Source organism: Dryocola clanedunensis subsp. sulfonylureivorans (assembly GCF_016756775.1).
Classification (GTDB): domain Bacteria; phylum Pseudomonadota; class Gammaproteobacteria; order Enterobacterales; family Enterobacteriaceae; genus Dryocola; species Dryocola clanedunensis.
Genome location: NZ_JAERMU010000003.1, coordinates 143,778 through 162,841 on the forward strand (window position 1 = coordinate 143,778; position 19,064 = coordinate 162,841).

The 19,064-nt window shown below is 50.3% G+C and carries 19 protein-coding genes; 9 read left to right on the forward strand and 10 right to left on the reverse strand.

The features are described from left to right. Positions 1-110 precede the first annotated feature (110 nt). Genes HYQ67_RS04170 through HYQ67_RS04185 form a run of 4 tightly spaced genes read left to right on the forward strand, consistent with a single transcriptional unit; the run spans position 111 to position 4,856 of the window. Complete coding sequence (locus HYQ67_RS04170; RefSeq protein WP_202301734.1) at positions 111-368, forward strand: YtcA family lipoprotein; 258 nt, start codon at positions 111-113, stop codon at positions 366-368. 22 nt (positions 369-390) lie between these two features. Beyond that, complete coding sequence (mdtN, locus tag HYQ67_RS04175; RefSeq protein ID WP_202301735.1) at positions 391-1,410, forward strand: multidrug transporter subunit MdtN; 1,020 nt, start codon at positions 391-393, stop codon at positions 1,408-1,410. Between the two features lie 9 nt (positions 1,411-1,419). Further along, positions 1,420-3,417, forward strand: a complete 1,998-nt coding sequence (locus HYQ67_RS04180; RefSeq protein ID WP_202301737.1) for an FUSC family protein — start codon at positions 1,420-1,422, stop codon at positions 3,415-3,417. Then, positions 3,414-4,856, forward strand: coding sequence for an efflux transporter outer membrane subunit (locus HYQ67_RS04185; RefSeq protein ID WP_202301739.1), 1,443 nt, complete (start codon positions 3,414-3,416; stop codon positions 4,854-4,856). The genes HYQ67_RS04180 and HYQ67_RS04185 overlap by 4 nt, the downstream gene beginning before the upstream one ends. Before the next feature lie 24 nt (positions 4,857-4,880). On the opposite strand, the gene HYQ67_RS04190 is transcribed toward HYQ67_RS04185, so the two are convergent. Next, a complete protein-coding gene (locus HYQ67_RS04190) occupies positions 4,881-5,681 on the reverse strand; it encodes a MipA/OmpV family protein (RefSeq protein WP_202301741.1) in 801 nt (266 codons plus the stop codon). 138 nt (positions 5,682-5,819) lie between these two features. Then, positions 5,820-6,860, reverse strand: a complete 1,041-nt coding sequence (locus HYQ67_RS04195; protein WP_202301743.1) for an MBL fold metallo-hydrolase — start codon at positions 6,858-6,860, stop codon at positions 5,820-5,822. Between the two features lie 279 nt (positions 6,861-7,139). Between HYQ67_RS04195 and HYQ67_RS04200 the strand changes: the two genes are divergently transcribed. Then, positions 7,140-7,643, forward strand: a complete 504-nt coding sequence (locus tag HYQ67_RS04200; protein WP_202301744.1) for an anti-virulence regulator CigR family protein — start codon at positions 7,140-7,142, stop codon at positions 7,641-7,643. Positions 7,644-7,697: 54 nt separating this feature from the next. Here HYQ67_RS04200 and HYQ67_RS04205 read toward each other — a convergent pair whose 3' ends face one another. After that, positions 7,698-8,375 (reverse strand): transcriptional regulator YeiL, encoded by a 678-nt coding sequence (locus HYQ67_RS04205; protein ID WP_202301745.1) that lies wholly within the window; start codon positions 8,373-8,375, stop codon positions 7,698-7,700. A gap of 136 nt (positions 8,376-8,511) precedes the next feature. On the opposite strand from HYQ67_RS04205, the gene rihB reads away from it, so the two are divergent. Both rihB and HYQ67_RS04215 read left to right on the forward strand, forming a co-directional pair. Next, entirely contained in the window at positions 8,512-9,444 is a 933-nt protein-coding gene (gene rihB / locus HYQ67_RS04210; RefSeq protein WP_202301746.1) for a ribosylpyrimidine nucleosidase, read from the forward strand. Positions 9,445-9,557: 113 nt separating this feature from the next. Further along, the gene (locus HYQ67_RS04215; RefSeq protein WP_202301747.1) at positions 9,558-10,808 is read left to right on the forward strand and encodes a NupC/NupG family nucleoside CNT transporter; all 1,251 of its coding nucleotides are present in this window, start codon (positions 9,558-9,560) and stop codon (positions 10,806-10,808) included. A gap of 66 nt (positions 10,809-10,874) precedes the next feature. Here the strand turns inward: HYQ67_RS04215 and HYQ67_RS04220 are convergent, their stop codons facing one another. From HYQ67_RS04220 to HYQ67_RS04240, 5 genes are read right to left on the reverse strand one after another with little or no spacing between them, the layout of a single operon-like run. Next, complete coding sequence (locus HYQ67_RS04220; RefSeq protein WP_202301748.1) at positions 10,875-12,014, reverse strand: type 1 fimbrial protein; 1,140 nt, start codon at positions 12,012-12,014, stop codon at positions 10,875-10,877. 22 nt (positions 12,015-12,036) lie between these two features. Further along, positions 12,037-12,621: a fimbrial protein gene (locus HYQ67_RS04225; RefSeq protein WP_237391083.1), complete on the reverse strand. Its 585-nt coding sequence runs from the start codon at positions 12,619-12,621 to the stop codon at positions 12,037-12,039. Positions 12,622-12,635: 14 nt separating this feature from the next. Next, positions 12,636-15,209 carry a fimbria/pilus outer membrane usher protein gene (locus HYQ67_RS04230; protein ID WP_202301749.1) on the reverse strand — a complete coding sequence of 858 codons (2,574 nt, stop codon included), beginning with the start codon at positions 15,207-15,209 and terminating at the stop codon, positions 12,636-12,638. A 39-nt stretch (positions 15,210-15,248) separates the two neighbouring features. Continuing rightward, positions 15,249-15,932, reverse strand: a complete 684-nt coding sequence (locus HYQ67_RS04235; RefSeq protein WP_202301750.1) for a fimbrial assembly chaperone — start codon at positions 15,930-15,932, stop codon at positions 15,249-15,251. 41 nt (positions 15,933-15,973) lie between these two features. Further along, positions 15,974-16,501: a fimbrial protein gene (locus tag HYQ67_RS04240; protein WP_202301751.1), complete on the reverse strand. Its 528-nt coding sequence runs from the start codon at positions 16,499-16,501 to the stop codon at positions 15,974-15,976. Positions 16,502-16,865: 364 nt separating this feature from the next. On the opposite strand from HYQ67_RS04240, the gene HYQ67_RS04245 reads away from it, so the two are divergent. Together HYQ67_RS04245 and HYQ67_RS04250 are read left to right on the forward strand one after the other, a co-directional pair. Continuing rightward, on the forward strand, positions 16,866-17,186 hold the full coding sequence (locus tag HYQ67_RS04245) for a hypothetical protein (RefSeq protein ID WP_202301752.1): 321 nt from the start codon (positions 16,866-16,868) through the stop codon (positions 17,184-17,186). A 53-nt stretch (positions 17,187-17,239) separates the two neighbouring features. Further along, positions 17,240-17,893 carry a helix-turn-helix domain-containing protein gene (locus tag HYQ67_RS04250; protein ID WP_202301753.1) on the forward strand — a complete coding sequence of 218 codons (654 nt, stop codon included), beginning with the start codon at positions 17,240-17,242 and terminating at the stop codon, positions 17,891-17,893. A 53-nt stretch (positions 17,894-17,946) separates the two neighbouring features. Here HYQ67_RS04250 and HYQ67_RS04255 read toward each other — a convergent pair whose 3' ends face one another. Both HYQ67_RS04255 and HYQ67_RS04260 read right to left on the reverse strand, forming a co-directional pair. After that, a complete protein-coding gene (locus HYQ67_RS04255; RefSeq protein WP_202301755.1) occupies positions 17,947-18,294 on the reverse strand; it encodes a helix-turn-helix domain-containing protein in 348 nt (115 codons plus the stop codon). An 81-nt stretch (positions 18,295-18,375) separates the two neighbouring features. After that, positions 18,376-18,624: a hypothetical protein gene (locus HYQ67_RS04260; protein WP_202301757.1), complete on the reverse strand. Its 249-nt coding sequence runs from the start codon at positions 18,622-18,624 to the stop codon at positions 18,376-18,378. Positions 18,625-19,064 lie beyond the last annotated feature (440 nt).

Genomic DNA, 19,064 nt, shown 5'->3' on the forward strand with positions numbered 1-19,064 from the left:
AAGCTTTGATAACTTTATCTTCACCGCTCTTTTTTATTGTTCTGACAAGCTGTACAGCTTAGTGATGAACTATAGTAAAGAGTACGCATTTGCCTGAAAAGAATCATAATATGCAAAAATATATCTTTCAGCTGGTGACTGCAATTGCTGCATGTTTACTGTCAGCCTGTTCCGTTTCGCCTTCGTTACCGGTGTTCGGAGCCTCATTCCCGGACTGGTTGTTTTGTCTGATTGCCGGGGTGATGGCGACCTGGTGTCTGCATCTTATTCTTGTCAAAAAGAATAAGCGTTACTTTGCACCCCATATTATTGGTTACCCGCTGCTGACTGCTCTCATCGCGATGGTGGTCTGGCTACTGATTTTTTAATCAGGCAACCGGAACGATTATCATGCTAAAAACGAAAAAATCATTCTCACTGCTCATCTTGTTGATGGCGACAGCGATAGTGCTGTTGGTTGTTATCTGGCGGATGCAGACCAGCCCACGCACCGATGATGCCTATGTGTATGCCGATACTATCGCGATTTCACCGGAAGTGAATGGCAGGATCATTGCCCAACCGGTGAAAGATAATCAGCGGGTGCATAAAGGCGACCTGCTGTTCCGCATAGATCCGCGTCCTTATGAGGCCGCTTTGCAGCAGGCCCAGGCGAAGCTCGACGGACTCAATCAGCAAATTGAATTAACACAGCGCTCGGTCAATGCACAAAAATTCAGTGCTGACTCAGCCCAGGCCTCGATTGCCAGCGCCAGTGCAGCAGCAAAACAAGCTACCGCCACGCTGCGTCGTCTGGAGCCGCTCCTGGCCCAGGGGTTTGCTTCGGCTGAAGAGGTGGATCAGGCCCGTACGGCGAAATTAAGCGCTATTTCAAAACTGGACACCCTGAAACTGCAGGCTAAACAGGCAAAGGCAGGGGTGAGCGGAGTAGAAGCTCTGGTGGCACAGCGGGCTGAGGCCAGCGCGCTGATTCAGCTGGCGAAACTCAATCTTGAATTTACCGAAGTCAGAGCGCCGTTTGACGGACGCATCGCCTCGCTGAAAACGGCCGTTGGCCAGTTTGCCAGCGCCGGAAAACCTATCTTTACGCTGATCGACACTTCGCACTGGTACGTGATTGCCAACTTCCGGGAAACTGAGCTGAAAGATATTAAAGAGGGGACACAGGCGCAGGTTTATCTGATGAGCAATACCGGGATTAAATTCTCCGGCCATGTCGACTCCATCAGCTACGGTATTACGCCTGACGACGGTGCCACCCTCGGTTCCGGGTTGCCAAACGTCAAACGCACCATTAACTGGGTTCATGTTTCCCAGCGCTTCCCGGTCAAAATTCGCATCGCTAATCCTGATGAAAATCTCTTTCGCGTAGGGGCATCTGCCGTAGCGACTTTGAAAACCAGGCCATAACGGGGTGATATGAGTATTAAGCCGACAAGATCCCTGGCTGAGAAAACGAGCGCGCTGCTCGAAATGCTGTCGGATTATCCTGGTCGAAGCAGCGTGATGATGCGCTGCCTCATCACCAGTGCGCTGGTCATCATGATTTCAATGACCCTGCAAATCCCTTTCCTGGCCCTGTCGCTGATTGCTGTGTTTTACGTCACGCAGAAAAACGTCGTGCTGTCGAAAATGACGGCGATACTGTTCTTTTCCGGCACGACGCTTGCGATTGGCCTTTCAATACTGACGCTGAAATTTACCTACAGCTATCCGATGCTGCGTATCCTGCTGGCCTACGTCCTGTTTTTTGGCAGCGTTTATATGATGCGGGCCAGCAAAGCCGGGATCGTCTTCTTTCTGACCAGCGTTATCATTATTTACACCCACACCTTTGCAGACGTCACGGACAATGCCGATTTGGTCGTCAGGCTGATGATGTGGCTATGGGTAGCGATCAATTATTCAATTCTGCTGACGCTTATCACCAACCTGCTGTTCATTCCTCAGGATCCCGTGCAGCAGTTCCGGCAGGTCATGCTCGCGCAGAACAACGAGACGCTGCAGCGCCTGGAATGTCTGATAAATAAGACGCCGCTGCCGGAAGCCGTCAGCGCCGAGGTTCTTCAGGGAAAAATCCTGTCGCTGCAACATTTGCTGGCTTTCGCGGTGATGCATAACCGTCAGTACAAAAATACCAAAGCCTTCCAGCTTGCGCGCCTGAACACGATTTCGACCTTGTATCTGGCGGCTCAGCACCTGCAACCCGTGGCGGACACTGGACTGCTTTTGCAGGTACGTGAAGCCTGTCTCGCGCTGCAAGCATCGATGGCAAACGACAGCCAGTTTGTGATGCCTGAGGGGCCTGAATGGCAGCCTTCGTCAGGCACATCCCCGGTCCTGCTTAAAATGCTGGATACGCTGGTTGCCTTTTCCCATCACCATGATGTCCAGGCACCGGTGACGCAGCCCGCACCGGAGAAGAAGCCCTTTCAGCTCAATCCCACCTATCTAAAATTCGCCTTAAAGACGGCGCTTTCCAGCTTCATCTGTTATCTCATCTACGTCGCAACTGACTGGCAGGGGATCCACACCATCATGCTCAGCTGCGTTATCGTGGCGCAGTCGAGCCTTGGCACGACCACCCAGCGTGCTTTGCTGCGTGTTATCGGGGCGGTGATCGGTAGCCTGATCGCGCTGCTAATGGTTGTGCTGGTGATGCCCCATATTGACACCATCGTGGGCTTACTGCTGATGACGCTGCCCGTGGTGGCACTGGGCGCATGGGTGTACGCCGGCAGCGAGAAGATGAGCTATGCAGGCATTCAGCTGATGTTTACGTTTGCCCTGGCGCTGCTTGAGGCATTTGGCCCGACCTTCGAGCTGGTTGAGATCCGTGACAGGATCATCGGCATCCTGCTCGGCGTGGGCATAGCGACGCTCACCCACGTCCTGTTATGGCCAGAAGTCGAAGGGGAACAGCTGTGGAAAAGCATTTCACGTATTTTGCAGAATGCCTCGCAGCGAATTAAACAGCACGCGGGCAATAGTCTGGTTTCGCTACAGCTCTGGCAGGAGCTGGCAAACTGCGAAAACATTGCCGCGCGCGTGGCCCTTGAGCCGGGCGGAGCGCCGGGAGACGATCAGTCTGAATACGATATCTACACGACGCAGGCCGTTCTTGGGCATGTCCGGGAGGTGCTGTACATCATGGACAGCATGGCCGTGGAAGCTGACCAGACGGCAGATGCTGTCTATGCACCACTTCGTGAACGGGCGAGCGAGCTGCTGGCGTTAAGCGCCAGGGCGGTGAGCGAACCTGCGGTGCTGGCAGGCTGGCAGAGTGAGACGACGCCTGCCGATTTTCAACCGCAGTCTGCGCTGGACAGAAAAGTGCAGCACCTCTTTTACGAAATTGCTGAGTTACTGGCGAGCCAGAAAAAAAGGCTGGCCGAGGACCGTGAGTTTGACCTATGAAAAATTCGATGATGCTGCATAAATACAAACCTCTGAGCGTGCTGCTGTGCATGCTTCTGACTTCCTGCGCCTTAATGAACAATGACGACACGCCGCTTAAGCAAATTCAGGGAAGCGATGTGGTGTTGCCGGCTGATTTACAGCTAACCAACGCCAGCTGGCCGCAGGAGCAGTGGTGGAAAACCTATCGCGATCCGCAGCTCGATGCGTTAATCGACCGGGCAATTAAAAACTCGCCGTCGATGGCGCTGGCCCATGCGAAAGTGCAGCAGGCCAGATCGGATGTACAGCTGATTGAGTCAGGATCAAACCTTAAAATTTTCGGTACCGCCAGTATCGATCGGGCGCACGTCTCATCGAATGGCTACCTTGGGCCATTTGCCAACGACCGTCCTGCTCTTGGGCTGACGGGGCCCTGGTACACCGAGGGCATCGTGGGGCTAGGCGCCACACTGGATATCGATATCTGGGGGGAACACCGTTCACAGCTTGAAGCGGGGATGGGCGTACAGAATGCGCGTAAGCTCGAGGCGTCCGCGGTTAGCCTGGAAATATCCGCCGACACGGCTCAGCTTTATTACGCGATGCAGACTGCAGGCCAGCTGATTGCGCTGCTGGAAGAGCAGAAAGCGATAGAATCATACGCCTTGCAGTCCCACGAAGCCCGTGCTGCCCGGGGGCTGGAATCGCGAGCTGACGCCGAAGCGGCGAAGGCGCATTTGCTGACGGTTGAACAGCAAATCTCTTCGGCTAAACAGCAGCGGGTGAAGTATCGCGAATCGCTGCGTCTGATTGTCGGAGGGGGAGAACTGCCCGAGCTGAAGCCGGTTTCGCTGCCGGTGCCTTCAACCAGGCTGCCTGCGTCGCTGAACTACCAGCTGCTGGCCCGACGCCCCGATTTGCAGGCGGCACACTGGTACGTAAAATCGTCGATGAGTCAGATCGATGCCGCAAAAGCCGCCTTTTATCCAAAGTTTGATATCAAAGCGTTCTTTGGCTTTGATGCGCTGCATCTTGACGATCTCTTTAACCACGCCAGCCAGCAGATTAATATCGTTCCGGGTCTGTATCTGCCCATCTTCTCCGGCGGCCAGCTGGAAGCAAACCTGGATAAAACGCGCCGTCAGCGTGACATCATGATTTCGCAGTATAACCAGGCCGTGTTAACCGCCGTCAGGGATGTCGCCGTCGTCGGCAGCGAGATGCAATCTCTGAATGAAGAAGCCGAGCTGCAACAGCAGAAAATAACGGCCGCTTCGTTTACCGCCAACAACGCCGCGGCACGTTTCAGACGGGGCCTGATCAGCAAAGAGGCCGCCTCCACGGCAGGCAGCCAGTTAGTGGCAGAGAAGATAAAGCAGCTGACGCTGAACAGCAGCATTGTCAGCAGCGATATTGTGCTGAATAAAGCGCTGGGCGGGGGGAAAACAGGGAAGTAACGGCTTCCCCGTTCACAGCTATTTCTACCAGGTGTAGCCGACGGCGGCGATGGTATACAGCTCTCCGTCATGCTGCACGAGAGGGCTGTCGGCAATACTCTTGTCGTAAAACTCGTAGTTTGCCGCAAACATCGCCATCCACTTATCGTTGAAGCGGTAGCTGGTAATGATCGCCGTCATAGGTGAGAACGTCGTCCCCGTATCCCACTCTTTACGCTGCGCGGTGGCTTCGCCGGACGAGACGCCGCCGAAGTAATAATTAGCCATTTTATCACTGCGGATCATCATGCCCACGCCGGGCATAATCAGCAGCCTGCCGCGAACGACAGGAAAGTCAGCCCACAGCAACAGCTCCTGACCGTTACTCTGTCCTGTGACATCGGAGCTGATTCGGGCGCTCAACAGGGCGTATGGAGTAATAATCGTGCCTCCGACACCTGCCTCAAACTCGCCTCTGCGCTTGTGCATACCGGCAAATTCATGATGATCGTCCGGGTCCAGATTTCCAAAGCGATATCGGCCGTAGCCATAGGCGGCGAAAGTGTCGTTCAGCGCAAAATAGTAGCGACCGCGATCGCCGAGATACATGAACTGGTCGCCGAAATAGAGCGCGCCGGGGATAAAATAGGTTTTGGTATCCTCCGCTTTATAGCGGTGAGTGCCCGTCACGGCGGCGCCACCAACGACCAGCCCTTTAGGGATTGGGCTGCTCGCGCTGTCCTTTGAGAATAGATCAATCGAGCCCAGATCGATTTCGGCGCGAGCATAGCCAGAAAGTAACAACACTGAACAGAGTGCCGAAAAAGTAAGTGGATTGAGTCTCATCATTGTTCCAGAAGTGGTGAGTCGGTCATATTTTTTGGCATCTTTGCCTCGCAGTCATCGGGTAGTTTACCCTATCTCTGTCTCTCAATTTCATCGCGGTAATTTAATTATCAACGAGATAGGGCAAAAAATGTTCGGTCAGGGCAACGGCTGGCTAAGATCGTTTATCTGCTCCGTACTGGCCGGCGCGTTTACCGGCTCACAGACGGGGTAAACGCCGCACAGTGTAAAATCGCGATAGGCCTTCTGGGTGATGTGGCTGTGGCTGCCTTGCCCGCTACGCAGCTTCGTCGCTTCCAGTAGTTCCAGTAAACTGGCTCTGCCCATCTGCAGCGGGAACTCTTCCGGGGCATAGTGCGTCCCCCTTGGGTAATCATAGTAGGGCGCGCGACGTTCAACATGCGTGCCAAGTATCTGCGCAACCGGACGGGTCGCGGTAAAATCAACCAGGCGCTGTACGCTTGCCTGCATCAGGTCTGGGTTGCGTTCATTGATATACAGCCGTCCGGGATACAGCACATCGCCAGTCAACAGCACCGCCGTCTGTCGGTCATAAACGGCGATGCTGGTCGCGTCATGTCCCGGCGTTGGAATAATATCCAGAACTCGCCCGCCAAGATCGTAACGTCCCGTCTCCTCCGGCCACTTATGAATGCCAAAGAATTGCTTCAGCGTCTCTACGTCGCCCGGCTTAACGAAGGTGGTATCAGGACGCTTTATAAACTGCGCGTCGCCCCAGATATGATCAAAGTGCGAATGCAGGTGCGTGACGACTAAAGGAACAGACTGGCGATGGTTTTTTTTCAGCCATTGATTGATGACGCCGTCGACGGCCCCCACAACGTCAGGCACCCGGCCGGTAGCCGGGTCGGTGTCTTTCCCCGCGCCTGTATCAAAGAGAATCGCCCGGTCTTTTCCGAACAAAAGATAAAGGAAAGGTTTCTCGGTATGTACGCAGCCTGATTCACGCAGAATATAAAAATTGTCGTTGTATTGGTGCACCTGGAAATCATCGCGGAAAGTGGCGCATTCCGGGCCGCCGGTATGCCATTTGGCCGGTAGCGTTCCCGCCTCATATTTCACCTGTGACGCTTGTTCGGCTGCGTTGACGTTTGTCGACGCGATAATAACAATGCCCATGCAGCAGGCTTTTATCCAAAATTTGCGGCAGGATTTCATCAATGCATTCCTTAAAGGAGTGTGATCTGATTGTGGAGCGCCGGGTCAGCTTACCTGTTGTATGATTTCGCCGGGCTGACTGCGAAGTCATCTCAGTATAGGAATGATGAGGGAAAATGCTTTGCCGTTTACGGGAGACAAGCTTCTACCGATGCTGCCAGGAAGATCTCAAAGATGCGATCGGTAACCGGCAGCGTTGCAAAATAAGATTAATACGGTTGCTGGAGGGATCGTGTGCACATAGATTGAACAGAACGCCCATATGTTACGGAGTGATTTATGTTTAAGCGTCGAGGATTACTTTCAGCTGTAACCGTTGTTGTTTCACTGGCGCTGTTTACTGCACCCGTGTTTGCTAATCCCGGAAACGGAAACGGAAACGGTGGTAGTAGTAAGGGAGCAAACCATGGAAATGGAAAGGGGAATGCCCATAGCAATAAAGGGGAGCAGGGTAAGGGGAATTCTTCCGCCGACCACGGCAGCCGTAAGAACTACGGCAAGCCGGACCACGTGGATTCGGACATCAGCTTTAAAGATGCACGCAGCCTGGCGGTTAACTATGGCCTGACCGGCTATAAGTCTCTGCCTCCCGGCATCGCCAAAAACCTTGCGAGAGGCAAGCCGCTTCCCCCAGGGATTGCCAAAAAGGCCGTGCCTCGCTCGATGCTTGACCAGCTGCCGTATTATCCCGGCTATGAATGGCAGGCTATCGGGGACGATCTGGTGCTGGTTGCGCTCGGTACGGCTATCGTAACCACCATTATTAACGGCGTATTTGACTAATCCCCCGCAGTTTACGAAGCCCTGGCGTCCGTCGGGGCTTTTTTTCGCCCGCCGCTAGTGCTTAGGCTCCATCTCTTCTGCCAGCGCGACCAGCGCCTTTCTGTTACGAATGCCGTATCCCGTCTTTTGCTTTTGCAGCAGCCCTTCACGGGTAAACTGCGCGATGACGAACAGCAGGTGTCGATAGGTAACGCCCATATACTCCGCCGCCTGAGTGTGTTTTTCATCGTACACGTCACCGCTTTGCGTCAGCAGGATAAACGCCGCGAGGCGATTAACCAGAGGGAAAGACTGGTTCTGGGTCAGAGAGACGATATTGCGGTAGTTTTTCTGGCTCAGCGCCACGCAAAGGTTGCGCAGAAACAGCGTATCGCCTAACAGCAGCGGCCTGTATGACTTCATCGGTAGCGCCAGACACCAGCACTCTTCAATTGCCTGCACGTCCCTTGGCTCATGCTCCTGATTCACCAGTTCTATCTCACCCACGAAGCAGGGCGCGGAGAAAAAATCGATCAGCGAAACCCTGCCGTTAGGTTGGGTGGCATACAGTTTGGCACGGCCGCGAACCAGGTAAAACAGATACAGCGGCTGGCTGCCTTCGCGGACGATAAAATCCCCGGCCATGACGTGGAATAACCGCGTATCGCTAAACACTGTGCCAGAGAACTGCCGTTCATAACCTGAATCATCCATGAGCTGCCGCTTGAGGTGCTCATTGTGTATTTCTTTCATAATCGATTCTTGGTGTGAGATTTCTCATACCCAGCATACATTTCCCGAAGATATGATTCAAATATTAAGCGCGAAGGCCTTAATGACCCTTCATAGAAATAAATATCTTACCTGTCCCTGCAAGAGGAAATAAATAATGGAAAGAAGAAAAATTATATTAGATTGCGATCCCGGTCACGATGATGCTATTGCAATGATGATGGCAGCAAAACATCCATCGCTGGATTTACTGGGTATTACCATTGTTGCCGGCAACCAGACGCTGGACAAAACGTTAGTCAACGGTCTTAATGTCTGCCAGCACCTTGATATTAATATTCCTGTCTATGCGGGCATGCCAAAACCTATTATGCGTCAACAAATTGTTGCAGATAATATTCATGGTGAAACAGGGCTTGATGGCCCTGTCTTTGGGCCATTAAAACGCAGCGCAGAGAAAAAACATGCGGTGCAGTATATTATTGATACGTTAATGGACAGCGACGGCGATATTACTCTGGTTCCTGTCGGGCCACTTACAAATATTGCCGTGGCCATGCGCATGCAACCGGCTATTGTGCCAAAAATACGTGAAATTGTGTTAATGGGCGGCGCGTACGGCACCGGAAACTTTACGCCGTCGGCGGAGTTTAATATCTATGCCGATCCCGAAGCGGCCCGCGTCGTGTTTACCTCAGGCGCGCCGCTGGTCATGATGGGACTTGATCTGACTAACCAGACCGTCTGCACCGCTGACGTGATCGCCAGAATGGAAAAGGCGGGTGGCCCTGCGGGCCAGCTGTTCAGCGATATCATGAACTTTACGCTTAAAACACAATATGAAAACTATGGCCTTGCGGGTGGCCCGGTTCACGACGCGACCTGCATCGGCTATCTGATTCATCCTGAAGGGATTAAAACTCAGCACATGCATGTTGAGATCGATGTTAATAGCGGTCCATGCTATGGGCGAACCGTTTGCGATGAACTGGGTGTTACCGGCAATCCTCCTAATACAAAAGTTGGTATCACTATTGATACCGACTGGTTCTGGGGGCTGGTGGAAGAGTGTGTACGAATGTACCGCTAACGTTTAATGGCCTGCGCTAATTTAATCATTAGCGCATTGCCTGTCATAATGGGTATTTTGCGGTTGCCCATAAATCACAGATATACCAAACCTGGCCTGAAGGAAAAATCATTATGGATATAATGAGAAGCGTTCTGGGTGTTGTGGTATTACTGGCAATCGCATTGATATTGTCAGTCAACAAAAGAAAAATAAGCCTGCGTACCGTTGGCGCAGCGCTGGCGTTGCAGATAGTTATCGGCGGCATCATGCTTTATTTACCGCCGGGAAAATGGATTGCTGAACAAGTGGCGCAGGGCGTACATAAAGTCATTACTTATAGCGATGCCGGCAGCGCATTTATTTTTGGATCCTTAGTCGGGCCAAAAATGGATGTACTCTTCGATGGCGCAGGATTTATTTTTGCCTTTCGGGTTCTGCCGGCAATTATCTTTATCACTGCGCTGGTTAGCCTGCTTTACTATGTTGGCGTCATGGGCGGGCTGATTCGCATTCTGGGTGGTATTTTCCAGAAAGCATTAAATATCAGTAAGATCGAGTCCTTTGTCGCGGTCACCACCATCTTCCTGGGGCAAAATGAAATCCCCGCCATCGTAAAACCTTTCATCGACCGCCTGAACCGCAACGAACTGTTTACCGCTATCTGTAGCGGCATGGCGTCGATCGCGGGTTCAACGATGATTGGCTATGCCGGCCTCGGCGTGCCCATCGATTATCTTCTGGCCGCCTCGTTAATGGCTATCCCCGGCGGCATTCTGTTTGCGAGGATGTTAAGTCCCGCGACGGAAGCCTCACAAATCTCATTTGATAAATTGTCTTTCTCTGACGTTCCCGCGAAAAGCGTTATTGAAGCCACGGCCAGCGGCGCGATGGCGGGGCTGAAAATAGCGGTCGGGGTGGCGACTGTCGTCATGGCCTTTGTGGCGATTATAGCGTTGATTAACGGGATTATTGGCGGCATTGGCGGTTGGTTTGGCTACGGACACGCTACCCTTGAGGGGATCTTCGGATATCTTCTGGCGCCGTTAGCCTGGCTGATGGGCGTGGACTGGAGCGATGCCAGCCTTGCCGGTAGTCTGATTGGCCAGAAGCTTGCGATCAACGAGTTCGTCGCCTACCTCAACTTTTCACCTTATCTCCAGGTGGCGGGTACGCTCGATCAAAAAACCGTCGCGATTATCTCATTTGCACTGTGTGGCTTTGCCAACTTTGGTTCCATCGGCGTGGTAGTCGGCGCATTTTCTGCTATCGCGCCGCAGCGTGCCTCCGAAATTGCGCAGCTGGGATTGAGGGCGCTGGCAGCCGCTACGCTTTCAAACTTGATGAGCGCCACTATTGCAGGATTCTTTATCGGCCTTTCGTAGTGAAAGAGCAGGGACATAGCCGGGTATCTGGCCTGTCCCTGCAACAAGAGACATCAAGTATGAGCGTTAGTTATATTGCAGGGTCAGCGTTCCCGATGCATTAGCCGTGCCGGGCGTCACTGTTGCATCAGTTTTATAATAATTAGCATAGAACGTCAGGTTCTCACTCTCTGCCGTCCCTCCGGGATTGGCGGCATCAGCAAAGCTGCTGGCGTCACCCTGGTCGCTAATGGCGCTGCCGTCGGCCGCCGCACCATCAGACCAGTCGGCAGCGGCGATTCGGTTTGACTGAAAGAGCGTAATGGTCGTATTGGGTTTCATATAGGTCCGGGGTAAAGCCGCAGTGGAAACGCTGAACTGAACGCCAACGCCCGTCGCGGTTGTGCCGGAGCTATCCTTTGTCAGGCTAATGACCGTCCCGTCCTGGGTGTCGCCACTGGTGACGGGGTTTACGGCAGAGAGATTCAGCGTGACATTCGTTCCTGCCGCGCAGTTTAGCCCGACGTTTTGTGGAGGGCCTTCAACAACAGGGGAGCTCTCGAAGGCAGAAATATCGATATCTCCCATCGGGATATTCACTTCTGAAACAGTGGCACTGCATCCCATAGCGACCACCTCAACGTTGCTGCTCGTCAGAAATAATTCGGATGCATTGTCGCCCGTGTCGCTACTGCTTTGACCCTCGCGGAATTCTACCGTCGCGATTTGGCCTATTTCGTTCAGGGATCCACCGGAAATCTGCCCGCCGGTAGCAATCAGTTGAATGCGGTATGACGAGTTGCGTAATGTATGGTCGTTATCTCCATTGCCTTGTTGCCAGGTGTTATCAATCACTCGCTCCTGATCAAAAGGGCCCGCCTGATTCAATGTATAGGTCCTGATACCGATACCTGGTATTCCGGTTGGATAGACGCCATCAAGAACGGGAGAGGCATTTTGCAGGCTGCTGGGTTTATAATGAAAGCCGACATAATAATCGTTGCTGCACCCTTTGATCTGCAGCTCGCTGTCATTGCCAGCAATGTAACCTGAATCATAAAGCACTTCGCCACCGCTGTAGTTTTTGCTGCTCACCAGAATTTGCGACGGCAGTGAAATAGTACTGATTGTTGGCGTGTCATCGCTATTGTCCCGATGGCACGTTGCCTGTGATATCAAGGGGGTCACACCCGCAAGCAGGATAATGAAAAAGAGAAATCTCGACACTGTATTGTCCTGAATAACAAGATTAATTGTAAGTGACATTTAAGGTAATGACACTGCTGAACGCACCGGGCGTGGGCGTACCGTGTGGCGTGTACATTCTTGAATTAAATGTCATGGAACCACTGTGATTTTCGTCTATCTCCACCGGGTAGTTTGTCCCGTTGGCCAGAGCTATGCCGCTTATCGGGTGACCGGCGTCCCTGATAAACAGCTGTAGCCCAACATCTGTCGTGCCGCCGGCATCGGGCGCAATCTGGTTAGCGTAAATGACGGTGCCATAGGCCGGATCCTCCGAATAGGGGGAGCCTGAAAAATTGACGTTTGCCTGCGTGAGTCCTGCGGTACAACCTTCGAAGGCGATGGTGACAGGAACGTTTGCCGTATTCCCCCCGGCAACCGCAAAATCCTTCCAGTAGTATTTACCCAGATCTATCGATTCGGGTTTCGTCACATTACAGGTGCCATCGATGATATTCCCCGTCACGTTCAGCTGGATAACGTCCCGATCGCTATAGGCCTGAGCACTCTCAATAAAGGCAGGCTGCATCAGTAAGCACAGCAATAACGCCTGCACAGAGTGAACGTTGATTTTCTTTAAGCACTTCATTAAACACACCCTGGTTATTGCATTGCAGGTTTACAGATGCCGTTAAGAAATACGATGTCGGCACGTGTATCGGTATTGTCGAGAGCGTAATCCACAGTACAGCGCTTATTTTTAGCATCACCCCATTTGACCGACAGCTGCCCTTTATCTGCCAGCCCCACGAGGTAAACTTCTCCGGCATCGCCGACAATGCTGTTACGTTTAACGTCAGTATTGTCACTTGACTGCGTGACTACCGCACCAAAAGGCACTGGCTTACCGTTGAAGGCGATCGTCATCATCGCCTTACGACCAATCCACGTGTTATACCTGACGCGAACCACCGCGCCCTTCGTCGGCACAACCGTTTTATTGACGTTATCTATTGCCGCGTTTTCTGTTTTGCTATCTATCGTGTTTAAGGCAATCTGGTTTGCATGATAGGGCCGCACGTAGGGAACGACGGCGTTTCCAAATATATCCGTACTGACGTTCGTCTGCCCGCTGACGGGCATTCCTGCGACTCCCGGGGTTTCAACCAGAGCCACACTGTCATTTAACTGGCGCGTTAAAGTCACACCGTTGCTATGCGCCACCATACCGCCACGCAAGCTATAGTTCAGACGACGGCTGTAATCATCGTAACTGTACCCGGCAGAGACATCTGCATAGCTGCTTTGGTAACCCACGGTCACGTTACCATTCGTTGCTTTGGCATCGGCGTCGTAGCCTTCCGATACCTGCCAGTTAAGTTGATGGTCCTGGAGTGCAGAGCCTGACAGACCAACGGTGTGGGTGGTATCGCCGTTTTTACTGCTATTGAGCGAGTAGTTAGCTGAAATCGACTGTACATCCTCATGGTTGCTCAATGCGCTGAACGGCAGGCTGAGATTGACCGATAAAATTCGGTCGTCATCATATTCGTCCGATTCACTGTACCCTGAGGCATTTTTACTGTGGGCATAGTTAACCGAATAAGAAACCGGCCCCCATGAAGAGCTGAAGCCAACATTCACAGAGCTGGCGTGCTCGCTGTTCCAGTACGATTGGTCATACATACTCAAAGACAACGTTCCGAAAGAAACATTTTGAGAAACAGTGATATCGAAGCGGTTACGCTCCCGGCCGTTTTCTATGGAACTATTGCCCGCATCCCAGTCATTCATAAAATCCTGAAACGACAGATAACCGCTGGTGGAGAATTTATACCCCGAGACGGAAATATCAGTATTTGTCTGCTGCAATGTCTTACTGTAGCGGGCGCGATAAGACTGGCCGTTATGATGTTCTTGCTGATGATAATTATTGGGCTGCGGCACATCCGCGCTCGATTGTGAGGCATCCAGGGAGAGGGCGCCTGCCTCTCCCATATTAAATCCCGTACCAACGATCACATTGGTATATTTATCTTCGGCCTGTATATAGCCGCCATACAGCGTGACGCCGTTGCCGACGCCCCAGGCGGCAGAGCCCTGCACAAAGTTAAAGTCTTTGTTTTTCGAACCCTCTTCGCGGGTCTTACCTGCAACAAAGCCGTACTGCACCTGACCCTCACGCTGGAGTACCGGCAGCGTGGCATAGGGAATAATAAAACTCGTTTGCGAACCATCAGACTCTTTAACGACAACGCGCAGATCCCCGGAACTCCCCGTGGGATACATATCTGTGAATTCAAACGGACCGGGTGGAACCGTCGTTTTATAAATGCTGTGGCCATTCTGATAAACGGTCACCTCGGCGTTGCTCCTCGCCACGCCTCTGACAACCGGAGCAAAGCCCTGCATGCTGTCTGGCTTCATATCATTGTCGGTATACATTTGCAGACCGGTAAAACCAATGCTGTCGAAAATGCCGCCTTGAGTCGTACCCTGACCCAGCATCAACTGACTTTTTAATGACTTAATATCCCGTGAGACGTAGGTGTATACCGAGTCCCAGTCATTTTCCGTCTGGGAGTGGGTGTAAGTTGAATAATTGCGCAGGCGCCACGGGCCAATATTCAGTCCTGGCTGTAAAGAGACAAACTGGTTACTGCTGTCGTTGCCGTTGTGCTGATGTAAATCCTGCTGGCCGGAAACCGTATAGTTGAGGAGCCCGGCGGTAATACCTTCATCCCAGCGGTCCGGGGAGACAAAGCCACGGGACGTATTAAAAAGCGAGACTTGCGGGATACTTAAATCAAAGCGCTGCTGGCTGATATCAATCTTCTGTTGTAAATCAGGAATGGTATAGAGATCGACACACTCGGCGTCTTTATCTTTTTTCGAGAAGTAGTTCTCAACCCGGACATTCCAGATTTTAAGCTGCGCTGCACTTAAGCATGCACCAACATCCTTCTGCGGTGCGCCATTGCGATAATGAGTCTGTTGGCGAAATGAAATTGTTTTTGTATCGACCAGATTGCCATTGATATAAATATCAACGTTGTAATGACCTGGCGGCACCTCATCTTTGGCAAACAGACTTAAATCCATGCCCGGGGCGCTGGCGTTGTCCGTTTCCAAAAGATGAGGGTTGAAATATTCCTTTGCAGATGCACAGGAGATACTGGCGGCGATACTTAACCCCAGCCCTAAAAAAAGGACGTTGGTATGCTTAACTTTTTCCATTTTGACCCTGTATCTGACGCAGATACTTTTTAATGCTGATTAATATGATGTGACTTTGTCCTGGCCTTTAACGCCGTAGTCATTAATAAGGGACCAGGTGATTTTACCGTGAGGCGCGATTCCTGTTTCAGAGATATCTAAAGTCGAAAAGGGCGCAGCAAAGTATTGCGATGTCAGGCTGTGGTTATTAATTTTTATATGTGAGAAGTTCATATAAAACGGGGTAGGGTTAGTGACCCGAATACCATGACCGGCAAACGCCCACTCCAGCTTCTGCGCGCTTTGTTCTGGCAACGCCCCTTTTAACGCCTCTGGACGATAAATGAGTTTTATTTTTGAATTGATGGCGATTTGCATGGTGTTATTTTGATCTGGCCCGTCGGTTGCCGGGATCCCTTTAACATTCAGCCACAACATAGATTCACGATCGCCAGGCAGCGGCGTGCCGGAGCGGACAATTCGAATCGATGCTTTTTTTCCTGACTCCAGACGGAACAGCGGGGGGGTAATAATCATACTTTCTTTTTTTATCGATCCACTCTCAGCCGGGCTGAGCCAGGACTGAACCAGATTGGTGACCTTATCTGAATTTTGTACAGATAAAGTGGCGGCGTTATGGGTGCCGTCGAATATCACTCGTGTTCCACCGACGACAATACTTGCTGAGGCACTCATACTCATTGCAGCGCTGGCACAAAGGAGGAGTGAAGTAATTGGTTTCATGTTTTGCTCGCAAAAAATGGAGGGTTTCCCCTCCATAAGGATTAATTGTAGCGGACGTTATAAGTCAGAACTGACTTCACACTACCGGCCACGGCTTGACCAGTGGCAATCATCTGGGCGGTATAAGTTTCAGTGGCGGCACCTGAGCTGAGATCAATTTCATCGTTATCAGCGTTATTTTCAACGATGGTGCCGTTAGAGCCCCCTTGTTTCAGCTGCACGGCGACCATAGTCGCAGCGCCGACCTCTGCGGTGTTTTTGAAATAGGACGGGTTATTCGCATCGGCGTCGACCTGGCCTGAGAAAACAATATTTGCAGATGAGGCCGTAGGACAGTTGGCGAGATCAAAAACAAACTGCTTCGGAGCACCCAGGTCACCCATTTTTACCAGGTCAGTTGCGGCCGTGGAGCCCAAATCAACCGTTGCTGTTGCGGTGCCGCCGTCGACGGTGATGTCGCAGCCTTTATCAAGAACAGTGCCGTTGAAGGTGATGGTATTAGACGCCATGGCAGCGTTAACGCCACAAATAGTGAAGAAGATTGCTGCGCCAACTTTGGTGAACTTCATTTCTTTCCCTTACCGGAGATTAAATTAAACAAGAATAGTAAGACTTATCAGTTTAAAACGATGAAAAATGCCGCTCGTGAAGTATTCAACAAGCGGGATGGATGAACATCATTTTTTGGTTAACTTGAAAAGTTGGCGAATATTACGTTTGTGAATAAACAGCGTCCAGTCCGATACTGGACTGATAATCAAAAAAAAGCACGGTGGGAGGATAAATATAAATACTTACATTTACTGATACTTTTTAATGAACTCGCATAATATACGCCGCTTTCAGCGTGGTCCATTAATAGACTGTTAGCCCCAGTAAAACATATATATACTTCGCAAAATCTTAATATTCAGAAAAATAACAAGGCGGCTAATGAATAAGAGTAGGCCATTCTCAGCAATGAGTGAGACATGGAATTGCGGGGTCTCTGCTGACGAATATATTAAATTAATCGTCGAACAAATGACGATTGAGCGCATTGCCTATGAAAGTGAAATTAAGGGGTTACGCGATCTTCTTTATACTTCAGACATTGAAGGTTCGGTGGCTAGCTATGGCGATGTTGGCCATGTCATCTATGGAAGGTTGCTCAGGTATAAGCTTGGACGCTGCGGGGAAATGTTAAAGAAAAACAAGATGCTACTGCCGTACACCTTCAGGCGTAAGTTTTTTAAAATGATTGGTCGGTATTAATATCAAAATCAGTCACGCTGGTTCTTTTACGTTATTTTATCTGGTGGTTTGATATGCCTGGCAAAAACATAGCGACTCTAAAAAAAATTGATTCATATTTTATCGATTCCAGCCAGCTTAACGATCTGTTGAGTTTCATGGATAAAGGGGTCAGCGTAAGCTATAAGGCTGGGACATCGATAACACTGAGCAGTAATGAAATTCTGATATGCGTCTCGGGCGAAATTTTGATTTCACCGAATATCGAAGGCGGTTGTGCGCTGGGGCATGCTTTTGAGTATATGCCAATAGGGTTGATAGAACGCTATAATAGCGCTGTGCCTTTGAGATATGATGTGCAGAAAGAGGCCCGGGTCATATCCTTGAGCTATGAGGATTTCGATGAGGCTATTCATGCATCTTCAATCGGTTCTTTGTATCTGAATAAAGTCATGGCTTACATGATTTCAGCTTTGGTTTACATCAATCACGAGCGCAATGCCGGCGAGAGATATTACACCATCAGAAGCCTGTTGTACCGATACCAGTATCTCTATGCGGGTGAGGTGAAAAGCGCAGAAAGCGTGTCGGCTTTTATACTAAAAAGAACGGGATTATCAAGAAGCTATGTTTTCCAGATCTTGTCTGGTCTGCGAGACGGTGGATACATTACCATTAATAAAGGTAAAATGTTGAGCATTAATAAAACAATCCCCGTTAAATATTAATGCGGTTAACGTATTTGCTGTCCTGCTTGAATGTCTGACTGATATTGTAGGGTTTAAAACTTCATAGGAAGATCCACATCAATTGAAAGGAGGGCACCATTCAACATACTTATATAGCCACCGATCTTGAGCTCTGACAAAATTTTAAACACATAACTCCGCGACAGCTTTGACCTCTTGATAATGTAAGACGAAAGACTGTGTTTGTTGATGCTGGTTTCATGTGCCACAGCATTATAGCGGTAAATCAGTGAGCGAACGATATCATACCCTTGTGTTCCGGTTCTTTCATTTATAATATCGAGCATATAAGCCGTTGAAAAAGACAGCATAGTAAGTGTCTCTGTCGTGGTTTGAATATCTTTGTGCAGGAAGTGCGCTTCAAATTCTCGTCTGGTCATTCTGACTATCGCAATATCCTGCTCGACATAATAATAGAGTGGTATTTTTGTAGCATAAATGCCCGTATAGCCAAGAATGGTTTAAGGCATAACCGTAAAGAATAGCAATGATTCTGTTGTGATACTGCCTCTGCGGGTTGTTTTTAACTCAGGATCCATTGTCAGGCTAAGCCCACCATTTATTGCAATAATAATTTCACCTTGCATGTCGGAGATAACCTGTCCCTTTTTAAGGTACACCGTTTCACCATGCTCATGAAATTTCGAGAGGTTAATCCCCGCAAGGAAGGATTTATGGTCTTCCCTGATCCGTTCAAATAATGTGCGCATTGTTTTTTTCTCTCTTGTTTTGCCGTTCTGTACAACAAAAATCAGTCCGAAAATTGATTTGCATCATTAAAATTGAACGAAAGATATGTTTGAAGTGCAACCACATTTAAATTTAGACAAACGACCTCTTGCCTTGCTGAAAATAATCACAAGCTATTGATATAGATCAATAATAATTATTCACGCATCGATTTTGTGTTTGTTTTTTTATAAACAAACAGGGGGTTGCGTTTTATTAATGACCTGAATTCGAGCGATAGCAATCGCTGGAAAAATAAGGAGGCTTCGTCGCGTAGTGGGTTTTGTCTATTCGTGAACGTGTTGTGGTTTGCTCTAACAATGGAGGAAAGCGCTAAGTTCACAGGTAAATTCTGCAGGAGCTTTCATACTGTAAGGGATCGGAATTTATCTACGTGTTTGGCTAACCCACACTAACATGA